This window comes from Phyllobacterium zundukense (assembly GCF_002764115.1).
In the GTDB taxonomy this organism is placed as follows: domain Bacteria; phylum Pseudomonadota; class Alphaproteobacteria; order Rhizobiales; family Rhizobiaceae; genus Phyllobacterium; species Phyllobacterium zundukense.
In genome coordinates, this window is sequence record NZ_CP017941.1 from 18,985 (window position 1) to 37,938 (window position 18,954).

Below are 18,954 nucleotides of genomic sequence, written 5' to 3' on the forward strand. Positions count from 1 at the left end.
TATGAACAATCTTCCATACACAAAAATCATTGATATCGCCGACTTCAGTAACCCCGTCTTGTTACCGCACTTGCAGGACATTGCTCGGGGTGAAATGCTTCGCTTTGGGTTGGATAAGGCAGAGATAATTCCAGATTCCAAACAGTGGGAATGCGCAATGATGCTGCGCACCCTGAGTGATCACGGCCTTATTCGTCCGGGAGCGCTCCTTGCAGGCATTGGGGCTGGTACCGAAGAAACGACGTTCGCGTTGGCTGCCAAGGGTTGTGTCGTATTTCCGACCGATCGCTACCTTGAGAACACACCTTGGTCGGATGTAGCGCCGGCCGGCATGATGGTTCGCCCTGCCCAGTTTTCTCAGTATGACTACCCACGTGGTTCGGTAATTCCCGTTCATACAGACGCGCGTGTTCTCTCACTCCCAACGGATTTTTTCGACGGCGTTTACTCTGCGGGGTCTATTGAGCATTTTGGCTCACTGGAAGCAGTGGCAGCATCGGCAGAAGAGATTGGCAGGATCTTGAAGCCCGGTGGAGTTGCGGTGATCAGTACCGAGTTTCGCTTGGACGGCCCAATGGATAAGCGATGGTTTACTGACGATTGCATCTTGTTTACGCCATCATTATTGCAAGAATTCATTATCGGGCCGTCAGGTTTAGAAGTCATTGGAACTCCCGAATACACGACGTCGGATGCGACATATGACAGTCGTGTGGTTCTAATAGATTTCCTGGACAAGGCCAAAAAAGTGTCGTCGCTGGCTGACAAGCGAAATGCCTATCCCAATTTGGTTCTTTTTCACGACGGATATCTCTTCTGCTCTGTTCATTTGGCGTTAAAAAAGCCAGTGACAGCGAGCTCCCAGAGCAACGGAAGATCGGCTGTATTTAAGAACGTGGTTGAGAAGGAATCAACTCGTGCAAGCGCGATTCTGACGAGCCAAATTGTAGAATGGACAGGTTCTTACGGAAATCAGAAAGCTGATGTTCTCATGGAGGAGCTTAATGAACAAGCCAGCAGGTATGAACGTGAGTTGGCCGCCCTCCGCAACTCTCGCTCGCTTCGTTACACTCAACCGTTTCGAGAGGCTGCGAATGCAATTCGTCGTAACCCTGCCGCTTTAGCAACTGCTCTCTTTGTACTCCGATGCCTGAGAGGCATTAGAAATTTGGTCACAAAGCGCAAGCATGGTGCTGCATGACCTTTGTTTCCTACGCTCAGAACTTCGAAGATGTAATGCTTTGGCGGGCATTAAAGCACATCGAAGCTGGCTTCTACATCGATGTCGGAGCCGCTCACCCCGACGAAGAATCCGTAACGCGTGCGTTCTATGACCGGGGTTGGCGCGGCATTAATATTGAACCCGAGCCAGACTATGCTGCAGCACTTAGGGCGAGCCGGCCGCGTGATATCAACTTAGAACTAGCGATTGGGTCGCACAAAGGCAAAGCTGTCATTCATCGAATTGCCGGCACTGGTTTGTCTACCTTTGATGCCAAGATTGCAGCAGAACATGAGAAGGCAGGATTTCCATCGCCGCAGGATATGGAAATCGAAGTCACAACAATCGAGAGCATATGGCGTAAATACGCTCTCGATACCGTTCATTTTATGAAGATAGATGTCGAGGGCGCTGAACTGGAAGTGATCAAGGGCGCCAACCTCAGCCATTGCCGACCCTGGGTAGTCATTGTCGAGGCGACTCGCCCTTCTACTCCAGAACGCAGTTCTCACAGATTTCAGAAGGTGATCAAGGACGCTGGCTACAAGCTGCGGTGGTTCGATGGGCTCAATGAATGGTACGTTGCTGAAGAACACGACAGCAGTCTTAAGAGTGTGTTTCGCTTGCCACCCAATATTTTCGATAATTTTGTGATGGCGAATTTTTTGGCTCAGGCAGGCAGAGCCGATAACGCTGAACGAGAGTTAGAACTCGTCAGAAGTGAATTGCATCGCATCGAAGGGTCTCTTCATTCCGCCCAAGAGCAGGCAGAACGATCCCACGCAGAATTCTTGGCGGCAGAAGCCAGGGCTATTATTGCCGAAGAGAAATCGAGGGAGAGAGAAGGCAAGGTAACTGCCGTGCAAGCCGAGTTAGACTTAATGCGGTCAAGCAAGTCATGGAAGATAACGTCACCGCTACGGATGGTCCGTTCCAAATTCTAAAACTCTAATTCGGTCGAACGGCAAACCTATGTATCAAAGTTTAAAACGGTTGTTGCAACATGTTCTTGGCCACCCTCGGGCACAGACCAGCGTAACGCTCTGCGAAATGTCCTTCGCCGCAACGCGTTTTTTTTTGGAAAGGTTACTAATCAAGCGATTTCATAGGTGAACTGTATCGAGAACGAGCGGCCATCGGCGTCGGGATAAGTGTTGTTGCTGTACGCACACCCGGTGTGGTTTCGACACTGGTGCGAACGTGAGTGGCTTCGCGAAGCAGATACCGAGGCTGGAAAAGCTTTCGAAGGAAACCGGCCCGCCTTCAGCGCCTACATCGATAATCACGTCCTCTGTCCGGCACGCGGTTAAGCATATGGAGACAGGTTCGTAGGAACTGACCTCGATGCGAATACCGTAAGGCGGGCCTTTGCGAGATCGTGTTGGACACGTTCCGAATGCTGTCGGCGTTGTGCTTTATAGTACGCATGCGCTGAAGGCCGCAGGATTTTCGATCGCGGGCATGTTATTTTAGCGGCATGGAGATCGACGAGGACAAGATCGACGACGCTGTCCTGGCGCTTTTATGGCTGACGCTGCATGACGGGCATGAGAGCGTATGATTTGGAACAGTCTTGTCGTCGCCCCAAGTTGCGCTCATACGGAGCGGCAAAGCGTCAGGTCATGCCGGGTGTCGAACATCGCTCCCACAAGGGTCTTAACAACCGGGCGGAGAATTCGCATGTGCCGTTGCGAAAGCGAGAACGAATGATGCAGGGCTTTCGATCGCCAGGATCACTACAACGCTTCGTCGAGCTCTTTTCGGCCCTCAGAAATCTCTTCGTTCCGCCGCACTCCAAACGGTCAGCATTCGCAGTCCACCTCCACCGCCTGCGCGCCATGACGGAGTGGAAAGCTGTGACTGGAACGCTTGCTTGATTTCTGCAGCAGCAGGGCATTGGTGCATCGATCCTTTGTCAACGGTTTGGCGATAGGCAGGCAGGATCGAAATCAGCTTGATCCGGGTGCCATGCCGTACAACACAACGCAGATCGTCGTCATCACATCGGAAAGATGAAATTCAGGGTGACGAACTGGGCGGTTTATGAGGCTGGTCTGCGCCGGCGTGGTAGCCTGACACTATGGGTAACGCCGGAAGCACTGGCCGGGTGGCGCGCTCCCCGACGCAAGACCCGGGGAGGCCAAGCCCGGTATTCCGATCTTGCCATCGAAACGGCGCTGACACTGGGCTGCGTCTTCGGAATGCGGCTGCGCCAGATCGAGGGGTTTATGAGCTCGGTGCTTGATCTCATGGGACTTGACCTGCCAGTTCCCGATCATACGACATTGAGCCGCCGGGCACGGACGTGGGAGTTGCCAGCCAGACGAAACCGGCCTCTGCCGGACGGCCCGCTGCATGTGCTGGTCGACAGCACGGGATTGAAAGTCTACGGCGCCGGGCAATGGCTGGAGGAGAAACATGGCGCCAGATCACGCCGCAACTGGCGCAAACTCCACCTGGCAGTGGATGCCAATCGTGGCGAAATCATTGCTCATAGACTGACAGACCAGAACACGGATGATCCTTCACAGATGGAGCCGTTGCTTAGCCAGATCGACGGCGAGATTGACCGGTTCACAGCCGATGGAGCCTATGATGGCAAGCCGGCCTATCAGACGATTCTGCGGCATAGCAGCACCGCGATCGTCGTTATTCCACCCCGTTCGACGGCAGTGGAAAGCGGTGACACTGGACCACCCGGTCAACGGGACAAGCACATCGCGGCGATAGCAAGAAATGGTCGGCTGAAATGGCAGGCGGCCACTGGTTATGGCAAGCGTGCTCTGATCGAAACCGCCATCGGACGATACAAGGGACTGATCGGATCGCGCTTGCGGGCTCGTTCGTTCGCCGCTCAGCAGACCGAAGTTGCCATCGGTTGCATCGTTCTCAACCGCATGCTGGCGTGTGGACGCCCGGAGTCTGTCCGGCATCAAGTCAGGCAGGCATAACCGACAACATCAAAGGCCGAAATGCGTTCGATTTCATATCCGCGCACCAACGCCGGTCTGCAATGGTCTTTCCAGCGCGCATGACTCCAGCTTCCAGCATCGGGGTGTGAATCTCACCGGGGCAAACTGCGTTGACGCGTATCTTGTGTGGGGCATAATCCCGCGCGAGGTTCTGGGTGAACGATGCGACTGCCGCTTTGGTAGCATTATAGGCGATGTGGTTGGGAGCCGGGTAAAGACCCCATTGCGAAGCAGTGTTGACAATTGCCCCGCCTCCCGCCTCGATCATGTGTGGAATGACCGCCCTGCACAGATAGAACATCGAATTCAGGTTGACGGCGAAGCTGGCATGCCAATCATCCTCCGTAAGTGCGAGCAGATTGCCACGACGATTGATGCCGGCATTGTTGGCCAGGATGTCGATACGACCTTGTCTGTTCATTACTTTGGATTTGAGATCGGCGCATGATCGGCTGTCGGATATATCCGCGCCTATCCCCCCGGATGCACCGGTTACGAGTATCGTTTGCCCCGCAAGTTCTTTCATCGGCATTCTCCGTCACTTAAGCTCCTCGACCTGAGGACCCCAAGTATCCGAAAGGGCGAAGCCTGATGGGAAGGGATCGCTTTCATCGACACGCAGTTCCTCGGCACCGTAGATCCAGGCTTGTCCAGTGATACGTGGCAGTACTGCCGGGTGCCCGCCAACGGTGGTTTCGCCGATCGCTTCAGCCAGAAACTCACCGCCGATGATCGACCGGGATATGCGGCTGTCCCCGACCGCGATTTCGCCACGGGCATGTAACACCGCGAGGTTTGCCGAGCTGCCCGTACCGCAAGGGGATCGATCGACCCGGCCAGGCTTCAATGTCGTGCATGTGCGAACAGCACCATCCGCTTCGCGTCCCCGGAACATCACGTAAGCAATTTCATTGATCGTGCTGATCTCGGGATGCTGCACCGAGACCTGTTCTGCGAGAAGGGATTTCAACTCGATTCCCGCCTCGGCGAGTTCACGTGCATTGCGCGGAGCGATATCCAGCTGGATCTGCTCGACGTCGACAATCGCATAATAGACGCCTCCAAAAGCAATGTCGGTTTTGATCGTACCCCAGCGCGGCGTCTCGATAATTTGGTCAAGCACTTCGACGAAGCATGGCACATTGTCGAGACTTACCGACACGCACCTGCCATTCGAGCAGCGAGCCCGCGCAACGATCAACCCTACGGGGGTATCGAGACGAACCATCGTATCAGGCTCGGTCATCGCCACGCGGCCGCTCTCCAGAAGTGCAGTGACAACGCAGATGCAATTACTGCCGGACATGGGATGCGCCCTGTCAGCTTGCAGAACGATAAATCCCGCGTCAGCGCCCGGCCTGGTGGGTGGAAGCAAAAGGTTTACCGACATCGCAACGTTGGCACGCGGTTCGAATGTGACAAAGCGCCGAAGACTATCGTCGACTTCGTTGATATGATTCATCTTTTCGAGGATCGTAGCGCCAGGGATCTCCGAAGCACCATCCACGATCACCTTGCCGATCTCACCTTGGCAATGGACCTGGAGAAGTTTGATTGATCTGTTCCAGTTCATGCGATCCTCCACCTATTTGATGTACCATCCCCAAGGCTCGTCGCTCGTGAACCGGGTGATCTGTTTGGTCTCAAGATAGTTGTCGAGGCCCCACCGTCCGAGCTCGCGACCGATGCCCGATTGCTTGTAACCGCCCCATGGTGCCTCGGTGAAGGTGGGCTGCGAGCAGTTAATCCAAACAATCCCGGCGCGGAACGCTGCGGCGACGCGTTCGGCTCTGACCTCGTCCTTCGACATAACCGCAGCGGCAAGACCGAAGCGAGAATCGTTCGCAAGCTCGATAGCCTCGTTCTCGTCGGAGAAGGGTTGGATGCAGACAACCGGGCCGAAGATCTCCTCGCGCCAGGCCTCGCTGTCGAGGGGCGCGCCGGTCAACACGGTCGGCTCGAGATAGTAGCCCTTCTCGAAACCCTCAGGACGTCGCCCTCCGCAGGCAACGGTCGCACCTGCCACCTTCGCCGCTTCGATCGCTGCTATGACCTGCTCGTACTGGCGCTTGGAGACCAGTGGGCCAAGAAGGATTCCCTCGTCAAGTCCGTTGCCGATGGTGATGCGTTTTGTCTCTTCGATCAAGCGATGAAGAAGGCGATCGTAGATCCCCTCCTGGACGAGAACCCTCGACGTCGCAGAGCAGACCTGACCCTGGTTCCAGAAAATACCGAACATGATCCATTCGACCGCCTGCTCGATGTCGGCATCTTCGAAGACCACGAAAGGAGACTTGCCACCAAGCTCAAGGCTGATGCGCTTTATGTCTCTAGAAGCCGTCGCCATGATCTTGGAACCGACAGGGCCCGAACCGGTGAATGCGAGCTTGTCGACGCCCTTATGATCGATGATCGCCTGACCGGCAACAGAACCGGAGCCGGTGACGATGTTGAGTACGCCCGGCGGCAACTTTGCCTCCTCGGCGATGGCACCGAGTTCGAGCGCTGTCAGTGACGTAAGTTCCGCTGGTTTGAGCACGATGGTGCAGCCCGCAGCAAGTGCCGGAGCCACCTTCCAGGCTGCCATCAACAGCGGATAGTTCCAGGGTATAATTGCACCGGCGACGCCGATCGGTTCCTTGACCGCTTTGGAGGTGAATCGGGAATCGGACAGGGCGATCGGCTCTTCCGGATTGTCGTCGAGCTGCTCTGCGAGGCCTGCGTAAAAGTCGAAGCAACCAGCTGCGTCTGCGACGTCCCAGTCGGCTTCCGGAAATGGCTTGCCGTTGTCGAGTACTTCGAGACGTGCGAGTTCCTGTTGGCGCGTTCGAATGCCTTCAGCGATAGCACGAAGATGGACGGCACGCTGGCTGCCGGTTTTCTGGGGCCAACCATCGATATCGAAGGCCCTACGGGCTGCCTTGACTGCGATGTCGACGTCTTCGGCTGTCCCGGCCGGGGCGCGGTGAATGACCTCCTCGGTCGCGGGATTGATGACCTCGAAACTGCCGCCTTTCACAGGCTTCACCCATTGGCCATCTATATACAGCTCACTTTGCATTGCTATCTCCAGTACTCAGAGGTGGGGGCTTGTGCCCGGCAGATGAAACAATCGTTGCGCTTCCTGTTAAAACCGATCGACCCGGTAGGGCACAAGATCAATGGGCGGCGTACGTTGTGTTACCAGGTCTGCAATCAGCCGTGAGGTCGTGGCAGCGTAAGTCAGGCCAAGATGTCCATGCCCGGTGGCATAGAAGACACCGCGCGTCTTCGCGGATGGACTTATGATCGGAACCGTGTCCGGCAGCGCCGGTCGGTGACCCATCCATTCACTGGTCTCTTTTACCTGGAGATCGGGAAGCGCTTCTTTGGCTCGACTGACCAGCACCCGGGCACGCCGGTAATCAGGGAGTGCATCCAGTCCAGCGATTTCCACCGTCCCGCCGACTCTTATGCCACCTGCCGTCGGCGTCACCATGAACGCGCGGGCCGGCCAAATGATGGAGTGGCGCATGGAAATACCAGGAGCCATAATCTGGGTATGATAGCCCCGCTCTGTTTCAAGCGGTATCCGCTCCCCTAACCGTTCGGAGAGCCGGCCGGTATAAGCACCTGCACACAATACGGCCTCGGCGACAGCGACTTGCCGTCCGTCATTGAACCTCAACGCGGACAAGGTTCCGTCAACCTTTTCGAATCCGACGACCTCCCCGCTCTCGAACTGGCCGCCAAGCGCGCGGTACCGATCGAACAATGACGTGACGAGACGAAATGGGTCCCGCACCGAACGGTTCTGCGGGAACAGAACCGCCCGGCCAATCTTTGTCGAGATAGCCGGTTCAAGCTCACGAATTGCGTTGCCACCCAAAAACTCATGAGCAAATCCGAAGCGTTTCAGCACTTCGATATGTTCGCGATCGGCGTTGAACTCTCTCTCGTCGGTGTAGAGACTGAGGCAGCCTTCCTGGCTCAGCGCGCTTGAAAGGCCAGCCGCATCAAGTAGTGGCAGCAGGTCTTCGTAAACGCGATGGCAAAGGACAGCTCCCGCCGCTTCAAGTTCCCTCACGCGCGAAGGGCGGCTGGCCTCAAGGAAGCGAAGAAACCAGGGCGTAAGTTTGGGCAGATAGCCTGGCCTGACCCGCACAGGTCCTTGCGGGTCGAGCAACCATTTCGGCATTTGCGCCCAGACAGAAGGACGCGATGCGGGCATGAACTCGGTTACGGCAATGCTTGCCATGTTACCGAAAGACGCTCCACGCCCCGGCTCATCGCGGTCGATAAGGACGACTGGCTTGCCGCGTCGTTGCAGTTCAAATGCAATGGCGACGCCGATAATACCCGCGCCCACCACTGCAATTTTGTTCGAATGCCCTCTGTCCGACATGATGGTTAACCGAGAACCGGCTCCATTGCTTGTCTGAAGGCGGCTTTCTCGTCGGCGCTCAATTCGAGCAGCGGCTGGCGGCCGAACCCGACCGGCGTACCAGCGAGTTCACAGCCGTACTTGACCTTCTGCACAAACTTTCCACTCTCGAGGCTCGACATCGCATCATAGATCACCTGCATTTTGTCACGTGCCGCCAGCCAGTCGCCAGCCTCGATCGTATTGACGAGATCGACACAGGCCCTGGCCATGCAGTTTGCCGGACCGCAGATCCACGACGTCGCGCCCCAGAGGTAGAAGTCGAGTGTCTGGTCGTCGGAGCCGTTGGTGACCTGGTAACGATCACCGTAGCGAGAACGGATGTCGATCGCGCGCAGCAGGTTGCCGCTCGATTCCTTGATGCCGATCACCCGTGGATTGTCCACAAACGCATCGAGTACGTCGAGGCCCACTTCAACGCCGACCTTGGGGGGATAGTTGTAAAGGATGATATCAACATCGACTGCGTCGAGAACAGACTGATAGTGTGCGATGAGTTCGTTTGGCGCGGGAGTGGCGTAAAAAGGCGCTGACAATAGAACGGTGTCGTAACCAACGTCCCGCGCGCGCTTGGTGTGCTCAATTACCTCCCACGTCGATCCGGCATTGGTGCCGGCGATGAGCAGTTCATCCTTGTTGGCAAATTCCGCTACGAACTTCAGGACGGATACACGCTCATTAGAGGTCATAGCATTGTATTCGCCGGTCGAACCACATGGAACCCAGCCCTTGACCCCATCATCCCGCAATTTGCTGAGCAACCTTTCAAACGAATTGAAATCTATCTTTCCGTTGCTGTCGAACGGCGTGACGAGAGCCGGCATAACGCCTGTGAGTTTCATGGGGTATCTCCTTTTTTATGTAATAGATCGTGTCAGACCGCGAGCTTGGTGAGGATACGTCGCTCGATGAGCGTGACCGCGCGTGTGAGCGGAAAGGCTATGGCGAAATACATCAGCGCGACGACTGTCAGTACTTCGACGGGCCGTGCGGTGTTGTTTGAGATGTTCTGGCCAACGAACATCAGATCGGCCATGCCGACCGCAGAAACCAGCGCGCTTTCTTTGAAGAGGCTTACGCAGTTGGAAAGCAGGGTCGGCACAGCTCTCAGGATGGCCTGAGGCAGAACGACACTTGTCACCTGCGTCCAGCGTGGAAGGCCTAAAGCGACACACGCGTCGAGCTGTTCCGGACCGACGGATTTGAGCGATGCCCGAAACGTCTCACTCGCAATTGCGCCCATGTAGAGGGTCAGCGCAATGATGCCGGACGCCAGATTCGAAAGTTCAAATCCCAGCAGCAGCGGAAGGCAAAAGAATATCCAGAACAGCTGGATCAGAACCGGAGTGCCCCTGAAGAACTCCACATAAACGCTGGAGATACCCCTCAGAAATATGCTCTTTGACGTTCGGGCGAGCCCGACCAAAAACCCCAGGGTACACCCAAGCACAATGCAGATTAGGGTCAGTTTGACGGTCATCCAGAGGCCGAGCAGAAGTGCGTCCTTGAAGCGAAAGAGAATGCTGAAGTCGAGTTCCATAGCTGTTTTCCCTTCAGCTCGTCAGAAGCTGACGGCGGCGTTCGAGATAACCGACGATTTGCGTGACAGGAAATGAAACCGCGAAATAGATCAGCGCGATGATCGTGAATGTCTCGATCGGCCGATAGGTTTCGGTTGCGAGTGTCTTGCCCTGATACATCAGATCCTGGACGGCAACGATTGCGACGAGCGCGCTTTGCTGAAAGATGACAATACCGTTGGTCAGCAGAACAGGAATTGATGCGCGGAAGGCCGTCGGCAGAATGATATAAAGGATCCGCTGGAGCGGATTGAGGCCGAGGGCGATACCCGCATCCAGTTGCTCGCGGGGAACATTCTGAATGGCCGCGCGATACGCTTCAGCGTTGAATGCTGTCAGGTTGAATCCGAGGGCAAGTATCCCCATCGTCATCGAACCGAGGAACACATTAAAGAGCATCGGCACGCAGTAGAAAAACCAGACAATTTGAACGATCGCCGGCGTGCAGCGAAAAAACTCGACGAACAGCATCGCCGGAAGCCGTATGACCGACCAGCGGCTCATGATCAAAAGCGCTAAGATAAATCCGAGTGTCAGCCCCATCAGATTCGCTGCTGCCGTCAGCTGGAGCGTAACAACGAGGCCCTTGAGCAGCGGGCCAAGATTGTTGGTAACGGACGCGAAGTCGAAAGAATAGTTCATGCCGACCTCCTCATTGGCGTATGTGGAACACACGGTCGATGAAGTCCTTCGTTCTCTCTTCCTTGGGTGAGCCCAAAACCTGCTCAGGTGGACCGTCCTCAACCACAAGGCCGCCAGCGCAAAAGATCACCCGTGACGCGATATTCTTCGCAAACCACATGTCGTGTGTAACGATCATCATCGGCATGTCCTGTTTGGCGAGCTGAAGAATTACCTGTTCAACTTCGCCTACGAGTTCTGGATCGAGCGCGGACGTCACTTCGTCGAAAAGCATGAGTTTCGGATCCAGCATCAGCGCTCGTGCGATTGCAACGCGCTGTTTTTGCCCGCCAGAAAGCTGTGCGGGATAAGCATTGGCCTTCGCATCCAGGCCGAACCGTTTGAGTAACGATTGGGCACGCTCGATGGCATCGGCCTTCTTGTCGCCCCGCACTTTGCACGGTGCGAGGATAAGATTCTGCACGACGTTGAGATGCGGGAAAAGCGTGTAGTGCTGGAAGACCATGCCGATGGATCGGCGCACACTGTTATCGATCAGCGTCTTCCGATCGTAGCCGTCTGACGAAATATAGGGTTTTCCGCCAAAGGTGATCGAGCCACTGTCGATTTTTTCGAGCCCCATCATCACTCGCAGCAAAGTACTTTTCCCGCCACCGCTGGGGCCGATGACCACGAGCCGTTCGCCGGGTTTCATTTCGATATCGAGGCCTTTAAGCACCGGAATAAGCGGGCCGTAGCTCTTGTGCAGGCCGTCGACTTTTACCAGCGGTGTCATCATCGGAAGCGTCATGGCGAGGTTCCTTGCAACGTCGGAAAGGAAATGCGGGCCGCCACGATCTGCATCGGCCCGCACAAGGCCTTATTTCGAACCTTTGAGGACTTCGTCGACAGCTTTCTTGATCATGTTGTCCACTTCACCCGTGGCCACCTTCTCTTCGAGGAAAATGTTTACAACTTCGACGTCGGAGAACGAAAGCTGGTGAGGCAAACCGAACGCCACACCCTGTTTCGCAAGCGCTGGCGTCGGATTGAGTGCGACAGCCCATTCCGGATTCGACTGCGTGAACAGTTGGTTGGTATCGGAGGCGTCGACCAGGATGTCAGCGCGCCTTGACGTTACGGCAAGGCGGGTCTCGTCATTACCTGGCAAGCGGAGAATTTGTGCAGTCTTGACGGCAGCGGATATTGCCTTGTCCTGAGCGGTGCCCGACATCACGGCAAGCGTGACGCCCTCTTTGTCGATATCGGCTACCGATGTTGCACCCGCTGGAATCTTGGGGTTTTCCTTATTGTAGGCCAGTGAAATTTGGTACTCCATCGCCGGGATGGAGAAGTTCACTGCCATGGCACGGGCCGGAGTGCGGTTAAGCGCGAGCGAAACGTCCCACTTCCCTGCCTGAAGTCCGGCGACAATATTATCCCAGGTCGTGTCCACAAACTCCGGCTTTACTTTGAGCGACTCAGCAAAGCCGCGGCAAAGATCGGCGAAGAACCCCGTATATTCGCCAGTAGCCGGGTCACGCATAACGTAAGGCGGAGCGACTGCGGCACCGCAACGCAATACCCCAGCTTTTTGCACGCCTTGCCAATAACCTTCGGGCGTCTGCGCCTGGGCAGCCGAGGTCGAAAGTCCTGCCACTACCGCCAATACGGGTACAGTCCGCAGTGCGGACGAAAACAATCTCGAGAACATCGAACATCCTTTTGTTTAGCGCTAAGCGCGGTTCCACCTGTCGGCTTTGGCCGATCTTTCTAATTTATGTCGACTGTGTGTCGACGCTATCTAATGTCGTCTTTGTGTCGACAATGTCAAGTAAAAAAATCATGTGTCGACAACGCACGACGCAGAGCGTATGACTAAATTCACTGGATTGACTGGAGAATTGAGCGTGACAGACGAGCATGAAGTGAGGCGCACCAAGGGTGCCAGCTGGAAGAGCGTCTATGAAACGCTGCGCAACGAGATCCTGTCTCTCGTGCTGCAACCGGGTCAACTATTGGACGAGACCACGCTCGCAGAAAGATTTGATCTGTCACGCTCGCCCGTCCGCGAAGCCCTGATACGCCTCTCCGGAGACGACCTGGTCGTAACGCTTGCCAATAGAAGCACAATCGTTGCGCCAATAGAGGTCGCCATCTTCCCGAAATATGTTGAAGCACTGGATATAGCCCAGCGCATGAACACGCGACTGGCGGCAGAACTTCGGACCGATGCTGATCTGAAAATCATCGCTCGCCGCCAGAAAGAATTTGAGGCAGCGGTGAAATCCGGCAATCACCTCGTCATGTCGGAAGCCAACAAGCAGTTTCACATGGCAATCGCCGCAGCTGGCAGAAATCCCTATCTTGCAAGCTTTTATGAACGCCTGCTCAATCAGGGCCAAAGAATGCTCCATCTGCATTTCGAGTATCTCGAACGCACCCATGACGGGTACCTTTTGACGGATGAGCATCAACTCATGCTTGAAGCGATCAGGGCGAAGGATGTCCAGCGTGCGGATGAATTGGCTCATGCACATACACGCCAGTTCCGCGACAATTTTATCGACTTCATGCGCGAGAACTATACAACCGATGTCGAATTGGGGCTGACACAGGCAGCCGAGTAGGTCACTTGGCGAGTCCTGCTCAATGTGGGATTCGGCGCTTCAGACGTTGCGCGCGCCACATCGTCTATCGCGGCACTCTCAGCTCGTGCCCTGCGGGCTTACACAAAGGGGCGCTGCTCTCTGGACTCCCACCCCTGTTCCTTGCCATCAGTGGCTGAGACGCAAAACCAGCCGCGAAGGACCGCTTTGCAGCGCAGGCAGAGTTTGCAAAATGCGCAGCACAGGCACGCTAAGATTGCCTCTGCGTCAGGCAGGCCCACAAATTTCAGGAGAACTCATGTTCGACCACGTCAAATTCGGAGTCAGCGACTATGAAGCGAGCAAAGCGTTCTTCCTCACGGCACTCGAACCACTCGGCGTAGCTGTTGTATCGGAGGGGCCGCCGACATACGGCGTCGAGCTTAGTCCAAAGGGCAAGGCTTCATTGTGCCTGTACCAAACCGAGGAGAAGCCGGCGCATCTTCACTTGGCGTTCACGGCCGAGAATCGCCAGCAAGTCGAAGCCTTCTATCGCGCGGCTCTGGAGGCGGGTGGCAAAGATAATGGTGCGCCTGGTCTGCGCCCGCACTACCACGCGAACTACTAGGGGCCATGACGAGAACACCGCGAAATCGTACGGGACTTTGGACGAACCGTGAACAGGTACGAACGTCGGCTCATGCTGCTCGATGAAGTAACGTGTCTGTTTCACGCAATGGCCGCAAATCGCCGGGTTCCGGGGTATCGCCTGTCCATGAATAGATGCCTGTCAGATTAATATGCTACCAAGTCAACGGCGACACATGGCGAAGAAGGTTGTCTGGTATGTCGCGGCCCTGAGCCTTGAGATGAACGGCGGCTTTGGCAAGGTAGACTGTATTCCAATGAATAATGGCGCTGACGACGAGATTGAGACCGGAAGCACGAAATGATTGGCTGTCGAGTGAACGATCGCGAATCTCACCACGCTCATGAAAGTAGACGGCGCGTTTAAGCTTGTGGGCGGCTTCACCTTTATTGAGGCCAGCTTGGCAACGACGGCGTAGCACCGGATCGGAATACCACTCGATCATGAAAAGAGTGCGCTCAATACGACCGATTTCACGCAGAGCACGTGCAAGCTGACTTGGTCTTTTTGATGCGGCCAGTTTCTTCAAAATCGTGGATGGAGCGACGACACGCTCATTCATAGAAACGCCAAGCCGCAGGATCTCATCCCAACATTCCCGGATGAGTGCGGTATTGATGGACGGGCCGATGTGCTTTTTGAGGAGAGGATAATTGTCCCCCCTGTCGATGGTATGGAAGCTCCTGGATTTCAGATTGCGCAGCCGTGGAGCTATTTTCGCCTCGTCTGGCAAGCACACGATCAATATCCTCGCCGCTTAGTGTAAAATGCCGGATCAACCCTTCTTCGTCGGACGGAATACCTATCAAGTCGGACCAATGGGGCACTTTCAGCAAAGGACTGTCCGTGATCAAATGATTTGAGACCAGATGGCTTTGGGAAGATTGGAGTTTCTGGCTCGCCTGGTTGTGGATTTAAGCGGCTTGCCGTCTGTGTTGCAAGCGCCGCTGTTTGATTGTGTCGCGTTTGATCCTTTCTCGCTGTAGCAGGATGGTGTGGCCACGGCCGAAGTAGACATCAGCAGGGGTGAGATTGCTGATGCTCTCATGATATCGGTGGTGGTTGTAGTGATCAACGAATGCGGCGCTCTGAGCTTCGAGGTCTTCCGAGAAGAAGTAGTTTTCCAGAAGGATGCGGTTCTTCAATGTTTGGTGCCGCTCGATCTTGCCTTGGGTCTGTGGGTGTCCCGGAGCGCCGTGAACCTGTTTGATAGACCGCTTTTCCAGCCATTCGCCCAGTTCTCCAGCGACGTAACACGGACCATTGTCTGAAAGCAGCCTCGGCTTGTGCTCGACCCTCGCACTGTCGCAGCCGGATGCTGTTAGGGCAAGGTCGAGCGTTTCGGTGACATCCCCGACTTTCATCGTGGTGCACAGCTTCCAGGCAATGATATATCGCGAGAAGTCGTCCAGCACGGTCGACAGATAAAACCAGCCCCAGCCAGTGACCTTCAGATAGGTGAAGTCGGTTTGCCAGAGCTGGTTGGGCGCGGTGGTCTTGTCCGTGAACTCCTCGCCAGCCTTGATGACGATAAAGGCTGGCGAGGTGATCAGATCATGGGCCTTGAGCAGCCGGTAGACCGAAGCCTCTGAGACAAAATACTTTTCCGTGTCGGTAAAACATACGGCCAGCTCGCGTGGAGACAGCTCGGTCTTCTCCAGCGCCATGGTGCTTGCCTTCGACGTCTGACTTTCCACATTTAGCTTCGCTAGGAGTTGCAACGTGGTGAGTTGCCTGTCATTAACCGTATCGACATTCGCGGTTTGAAAGCTGCCCGACCGCAAAGTCCCCAATCTCACCATCGAGAGCAATGATCACGACCGACGATCCGGCCTTTATGCGCACCGACGATCAAGGTGCTAGCGAAGCGTTCGCAGTAGCCCGACTACTATTCCGTGCTATCGATAGGAAAAACCTACGCCACAGCATCCTACGCTATCCGAAACTATCCCCTGTTACTCCCACTCGATTATTTAAATAACATATAACGCATTGAAATCGCTGGCAAATTTATTCTGGCAGCGAGCAAACTCCGACGCAGAGGCCGTCAAAAATTTAAGCTTTTGATTTTAAATGGAAAATCGGCACAAAAATTTTTCTGTGGTTTCAGCAACTATCGGGGTCAATCGACTCTCTGGACAGAATTTTCCTGCGAGCCTTCGCCTTGGCGTTGGCGATGAAAAGTACCGTCACCCCATGTAGCAGTCCCCCCGCGCCAAGGCTAGGCACGGATGAGTTAGTGTCCTCGGATCTTCGTCCAATGTTATCAGCCACAAGTCGCCCGCCCACAAGTAGGGATTGACACTCTACTCGCGAATCTCCGGCCGCCGAGCCGGGGCCGCCAGTCGTCATTACCCCTCTCACCAAGCCATGGGAGTTTGGCTCACTTTTCGGCGCAGGAGTTCAGTATCGGTGTCATCGCTTTCACATGCTCATCGATCCGATCGAGCACTTTCGCCGGAACAACGTCGCGCTCAGGCAGATGCCACCAGTGCTCGTTGACGAGTTCGACTGTCTCGACCACTACCTTCAGGACGGCCGGCTCCGGAAGCCTTGCACGGTTCGCAAATGCCTTCCATCGTGCCGCCGTCAGCGCCTTGAACGAACGCTCCCCTCCAAGGGAAAGTGCCATGGCGTCGGCGGGAATATATGGCACGGTCGACAGGACGTCGTAGATTGGTGCTAGCGCCGGCTTGTCGCCATTTCCGGGATAGATCAACGACCAGTTTTTCAGGTGCATGTCGCCATTGCCGGTGATGACGGTCAACGCCAGGCGGCGGACGAATTCGAGTGCCGCCGTAGGCGACACGGCCACGCCAAGCGCCGAGGCAATGTCGTGATAAGCGGCGCCCTCATATTTGCGCGAGGGATAGACGCCGAAGACCTGCGCGAAATCCTCGATGTGAATCCTATCGCCCTCAGCGCCGCGATCGAAGCGTTTGACGAGAAGCACCTTGCCCTCCGACAACGTGTCGAATTCCTCGGGAATGCCGTCGAAATCGGACTTCTCGACCAGTTCGCGTTCAGGAACCTCCATGCCGATCGCTGCGGCCAGCGCGAGGTTAGCAAATTCGTTCTCGGAAACGCCCGGAAACTCCGTGGAAGGAAACTTGGCGATGTACCGGCCCTGCTCGTCGTCCATCGGCAAGGTCAGGCCGCCGCCTTTTCCAGTGTTCTTCATGACCGACAGCTTCATCTGCACGCCAGCAAGTGAAAACCGAGCCTTGGGCTTGTCCTTTGAAGCATCCTGCGGAACCGCTATCGCTCCGTCACTGGGCAATACCCGCACTGCCCCCGGCAGATCGGCGCCGAGCACCGCCAGCAGATCGAAATCATTGCCCGGCCGTACATTGCCTTCGTGATGCTTTTCCATCGCCTCGCGCAACTTCTCCTCCGGCAGGAGGTTCGCGAAGAATGCCGGCAAGGCGCCGGCAGAAGGCTTCGGATCTTTCCGCAATCCTCCTGCCGCTGCCCGGAACGACAGGCTGAGAACCGGGAAACCGCCTGTCGCACGGTAGGTCCCATCGAAGCTGAACGCATTGAAATCGCCTGGTGTCCTGACGATCGTTCCGATCTTCAGCGTGTTCAGAAGGACGTCCAGCGATGGGATCGTGCTAAGTGCGTGGAAGACTGGAGCCATGATCGTCATCGTCAGGTTGAGAAACAAAGGCGGGCAGGTCGTCGTCATCATGCGGACGCAATAGAGCCTGGACAGCCGGCACCATGGCTTGCGGAACCAGCATCATTTCCAGACCGAGCGCGCGAGCGACATTCATGAGCGTCGTCGCCCGCGCGGCTGCGGTTCCCTTTTCGATGTCGCGATAGCGGGGACGGGATATGCCTGCCAAATCAGCGACCTGCTCCTGAGTCATGGCAGCAGCGAGCCTCGCATACCTGAGGCGTTCACCGATTTCGTGCAGCGTTCCGGATTCAGACTTCATCGTGATACCTATACGATTCACTACCATATGCAATGATACGCAAAGGTATCTCATCCAGCGCAAATGTCAACCCTTTATTGATCTGTTTGAGTATCATTTTGTGATGATATGATACGTAAGAAGATCATTTCAGCCCCTTCTGATGCACATGGATCGATACCAGCCGTAACATGGTGCCGTACGCGCGTATCGTCTGGGCCATGTCCTTGACTTCCCAGAGCCAGAAGCCGGCGACCAGCTCGCGGGTCTCGGCGAAAGGCCCGTCAATGACCGTACGGCCGGGACCATCGAACGCAATACGCTTGCCCGCCGAGGAGGGCTTGAGGCCGTCGGCGGCGAGCAAGATGCCGGCATCGCGAAGCTCGTCATTAAATCTGCCCATCGCCTCCATCATCTCGTTCGTCTCGGCCGTTGGGAAAAAGCCCTTGCGTGGTCACCGGCCGGGAGGACAGCACCACCGATGCATCGCCCTCCAGCAGGTTTTTGAATATCACAATCGCCAAATTCGGCTTGGCGGTGCGGACAGAGAGAGCTTTACTTCTCCTTTGAAAGAGGATCAGCGTGTCTGTGGATCAAGCGCCACTCACCCTCCTCCTTGCGGAAAATTTCTGTAACTCTCAAACGCATCGGGATTGTCTCGGTCCTTCCCTTCAGCCGCGCTTTGGCATTCTGAAAGCCCGCCCAGTAACCGATTTCGCCCTTAGCGGACATGTGCACAATCTCCAGGTCACTCCCGCTGCCAGTATCGAAAGAGCGGGCGTCGCTTTCATACCGCGACATAACTTCGGCCGCGCCTTCGACTACACCGCCCATTGGACCGAAAAAGGTCGCGGCAGAATTTTTGATAGCGATTTTCGCCAGCGGTTCGGCATCTCCGTTGACATAGGCCTGCGCAATGATCTTGCGCCTTTCAATGAACGTCCTGAAGTCATCGATCATGGTCCACCTCACTTTGCAT

General features: G+C 55.7%; 16 protein-coding genes and 6 pseudogenes. 7 read left to right on the top strand and 15 right to left on the bottom strand.

Annotated features, from left to right (window positions below):
• Window position 1: 1 nt before the first annotated feature.
• The 5 genes and pseudogenes from BLM14_RS19840 to BLM14_RS19860 all read left to right on the top strand — a co-directional run bounded on the left by BLM14_RS19840 (window position 2) and on the right by BLM14_RS19860 (window position 4,173).
• The gene (locus BLM14_RS19840; protein WP_100001581.1) at window positions 2-1,201 is read left to right on the top strand and encodes a class I SAM-dependent methyltransferase; all 1,200 of its coding nucleotides are present in this window, start codon (window positions 2-4) and stop codon (window positions 1,199-1,201) included.
• Window positions 1,198-2,166: an FkbM family methyltransferase gene (locus BLM14_RS19845; protein ID WP_100001583.1), complete on the top strand. Its 969-nt coding sequence runs from the start codon at window positions 1,198-1,200 to the stop codon at window positions 2,164-2,166. The genes BLM14_RS19840 and BLM14_RS19845 overlap by 4 nt, the downstream gene beginning before the upstream one ends.
• A gap of 533 nt (window positions 2,167-2,699) precedes the next feature.
• Window positions 2,700-2,765 (top strand): annotated as a pseudogene (locus BLM14_RS32895) (DUF6429 family protein); the annotation flags it as partial.
• A 43-nt stretch (window positions 2,766-2,808) separates the two neighbouring features.
• Window positions 2,809-3,099 (top strand): annotated as a pseudogene (locus BLM14_RS19855) (DDE-type integrase/transposase/recombinase); the annotation flags it as partial.
• A gap of 135 nt (window positions 3,100-3,234) precedes the next feature.
• Window positions 3,235-4,173: an IS5 family transposase gene (locus tag BLM14_RS19860; protein WP_100001585.1), complete on the top strand. Its 939-nt coding sequence runs from the start codon at window positions 3,235-3,237 to the stop codon at window positions 4,171-4,173.
• A gap of 55 nt (window positions 4,174-4,228) precedes the next feature.
• Here BLM14_RS19860 and BLM14_RS19865 read toward each other — a convergent pair.
• The 9 genes and pseudogenes from BLM14_RS19865 to BLM14_RS19905 form a co-directional block, all read right to left on the bottom strand.
• Window positions 4,229-4,609: pseudogene (locus BLM14_RS19865) on the bottom strand (SDR family NAD(P)-dependent oxidoreductase); the annotation flags it as partial.
• A 123-nt stretch (window positions 4,610-4,732) separates the two neighbouring features.
• Window positions 4,733-5,767: a proline racemase family protein gene (locus tag BLM14_RS19870; protein WP_100001589.1), complete on the bottom strand. Its 1,035-nt coding sequence runs from the start codon at window positions 5,765-5,767 to the stop codon at window positions 4,733-4,735.
• 12 nt (window positions 5,768-5,779) lie between these two features.
• Window positions 5,780-7,255: an aldehyde dehydrogenase family protein gene (locus BLM14_RS19875; protein WP_162293212.1), complete on the bottom strand. Its 1,476-nt coding sequence runs from the start codon at window positions 7,253-7,255 to the stop codon at window positions 5,780-5,782.
• A gap of 66 nt (window positions 7,256-7,321) precedes the next feature.
• Window positions 7,322-8,578, bottom strand: coding sequence for an NAD(P)/FAD-dependent oxidoreductase (locus BLM14_RS19880; RefSeq protein WP_100001593.1), 1,257 nt, complete (start codon window positions 8,576-8,578; stop codon window positions 7,322-7,324).
• A gap of 5 nt (window positions 8,579-8,583) precedes the next feature.
• Window positions 8,584-9,459 (bottom strand): dihydrodipicolinate synthase family protein, encoded by an 876-nt coding sequence (locus tag BLM14_RS19885; protein ID WP_100001595.1) that lies wholly within the window; start codon window positions 9,457-9,459, stop codon window positions 8,584-8,586.
• Between the two features lie 32 nt (window positions 9,460-9,491).
• Window positions 9,492-10,157, bottom strand: coding sequence for an amino acid ABC transporter permease (locus BLM14_RS19890; protein WP_100001597.1), 666 nt, complete (start codon window positions 10,155-10,157; stop codon window positions 9,492-9,494).
• Between the two features lie 13 nt (window positions 10,158-10,170).
• Window positions 10,171-10,839 carry an amino acid ABC transporter permease gene (locus BLM14_RS19895; protein ID WP_100001599.1) on the bottom strand — a complete coding sequence of 223 codons (669 nt, stop codon included), beginning with the start codon at window positions 10,837-10,839 and terminating at the stop codon, window positions 10,171-10,173.
• Window positions 10,840-10,849: 10 nt separating this feature from the next.
• Entirely contained in the window at window positions 10,850-11,629 is a 780-nt protein-coding gene (locus BLM14_RS19900; protein WP_100002158.1) for an amino acid ABC transporter ATP-binding protein, read from the bottom strand.
• Window positions 11,630-11,698: 69 nt separating this feature from the next.
• Window positions 11,699-12,532 (bottom strand): substrate-binding periplasmic protein, encoded by an 834-nt coding sequence (locus BLM14_RS19905; RefSeq protein ID WP_100001601.1) that lies wholly within the window; start codon window positions 12,530-12,532, stop codon window positions 11,699-11,701.
• Window positions 12,533-12,728: 196 nt separating this feature from the next.
• Here BLM14_RS19905 and BLM14_RS19910 point away from each other — a divergent pair, with 196 nt between their 5' ends.
• Together BLM14_RS19910 and BLM14_RS19915 are read left to right on the top strand one after the other, a co-directional pair.
• Window positions 12,729-13,448, top strand: a complete 720-nt coding sequence (locus BLM14_RS19910; RefSeq protein WP_162293213.1) for a GntR family transcriptional regulator — start codon at window positions 12,729-12,731, stop codon at window positions 13,446-13,448.
• Window positions 13,449-13,725: 277 nt separating this feature from the next.
• Complete coding sequence (locus tag BLM14_RS19915; RefSeq protein ID WP_100001605.1) at window positions 13,726-14,034, top strand: VOC family protein; 309 nt, start codon at window positions 13,726-13,728, stop codon at window positions 14,032-14,034.
• 70 nt (window positions 14,035-14,104) lie between these two features.
• On the opposite strand, the pseudogene BLM14_RS19920 reads toward BLM14_RS19915, so the two are convergent.
• From BLM14_RS19920 to BLM14_RS19945, 6 genes and pseudogenes are all read right to left on the bottom strand, one after another.
• Window positions 14,105-14,773, bottom strand: a pseudogene (locus BLM14_RS19920) (Tn3 family transposase); the annotation flags it as partial.
• A gap of 196 nt (window positions 14,774-14,969) precedes the next feature.
• Window positions 14,970-15,722 (bottom strand): annotated as a pseudogene (locus BLM14_RS19925) (transposase); the annotation flags it as partial.
• 716 nt (window positions 15,723-16,438) lie between these two features.
• Window positions 16,439-17,695 (bottom strand): type II toxin-antitoxin system HipA family toxin, encoded by a 1,257-nt coding sequence (locus BLM14_RS19930; protein WP_100001607.1) that lies wholly within the window; start codon window positions 17,693-17,695, stop codon window positions 16,439-16,441.
• Window positions 17,670-17,996 (bottom strand): helix-turn-helix domain-containing protein, encoded by a 327-nt coding sequence (locus BLM14_RS19935; protein WP_162293214.1) that lies wholly within the window; start codon window positions 17,994-17,996, stop codon window positions 17,670-17,672. Before BLM14_RS19935 ends, BLM14_RS19930 begins: the two co-directional genes overlap by 26 nt.
• A gap of 187 nt (window positions 17,997-18,183) precedes the next feature.
• Window positions 18,184-18,423: pseudogene (locus BLM14_RS19940) on the bottom strand (YciI family protein); the annotation flags it as partial.
• Between the two features lie 107 nt (window positions 18,424-18,530).
• Window positions 18,531-18,935, bottom strand: coding sequence for a YybH family protein (locus tag BLM14_RS19945; protein WP_100001610.1), 405 nt, complete (start codon window positions 18,933-18,935; stop codon window positions 18,531-18,533).
• Window positions 18,936-18,954: the final 19 nt, after the last annotated feature.

Bases quoted from the DNA above. Each gene is read 5' to 3' on its own strand.
- BLM14_RS19840 (WP_100001581.1), top strand. From the start codon at position 2: ATGAACAATCTTCCATACACAAAAATCATTGATATCGCCGACTTCAGT.
- BLM14_RS19845 (WP_100001583.1), top strand. From the start codon at position 1,198: ATGACCTTTGTTTCCTACGCTCAGAACTTCGAAGATGTAATGCTTTGG.
- BLM14_RS19860 (WP_100001585.1), top strand. From the start codon at position 3,235: ATGAAATTCAGGGTGACGAACTGGGCGGTTTATGAGGCTGGTCTGCGC.
- BLM14_RS19870 (WP_100001589.1), bottom strand. From the start codon at position 5,767: ATGAACTGGAACAGATCAATCAAACTTCTCCAGGTCCATTGCCAAGGT.
- BLM14_RS19875 (WP_162293212.1), bottom strand. From the start codon at position 7,255: ATGCAAAGTGAGCTGTATATAGATGGCCAATGGGTGAAGCCTGTGAAA.
- BLM14_RS19880 (WP_100001593.1), bottom strand. From the start codon at position 8,578: ATGTCGGACAGAGGGCATTCGAACAAAATTGCAGTGGTGGGCGCGGGT.
- BLM14_RS19885 (WP_100001595.1), bottom strand. From the start codon at position 9,459: ATGAAACTCACAGGCGTTATGCCGGCTCTCGTCACGCCGTTCGACAGC.
- BLM14_RS19890 (WP_100001597.1), bottom strand. From the start codon at position 10,157: ATGGAACTCGACTTCAGCATTCTCTTTCGCTTCAAGGACGCACTTCTG.
- BLM14_RS19895 (WP_100001599.1), bottom strand. From the start codon at position 10,839: ATGAACTATTCTTTCGACTTCGCGTCCGTTACCAACAATCTTGGCCCG.
- BLM14_RS19900 (WP_100002158.1), bottom strand. From the start codon at position 11,629: ATGACGCTTCCGATGATGACACCGCTGGTAAAAGTCGACGGCCTGCAC.
- BLM14_RS19905 (WP_100001601.1), bottom strand. From the start codon at position 12,532: ATGTTCTCGAGATTGTTTTCGTCCGCACTGCGGACTGTACCCGTATTG.
- BLM14_RS19915 (WP_100001605.1), top strand. From the start codon at position 13,726: ATGTTCGACCACGTCAAATTCGGAGTCAGCGACTATGAAGCGAGCAAA.
- BLM14_RS19930 (WP_100001607.1), bottom strand. From the start codon at position 17,695: ATGGCTCCAGTCTTCCACGCACTTAGCACGATCCCATCGCTGGACGTC.
- BLM14_RS19935 (WP_162293214.1), bottom strand. From the start codon at position 17,996: ATGAAGTCTGAATCCGGAACGCTGCACGAAATCGGTGAACGCCTCAGG.
- BLM14_RS19945 (WP_100001610.1), bottom strand. From the start codon at position 18,935: ATGATCGATGACTTCAGGACGTTCATTGAAAGGCGCAAGATCATTGCG.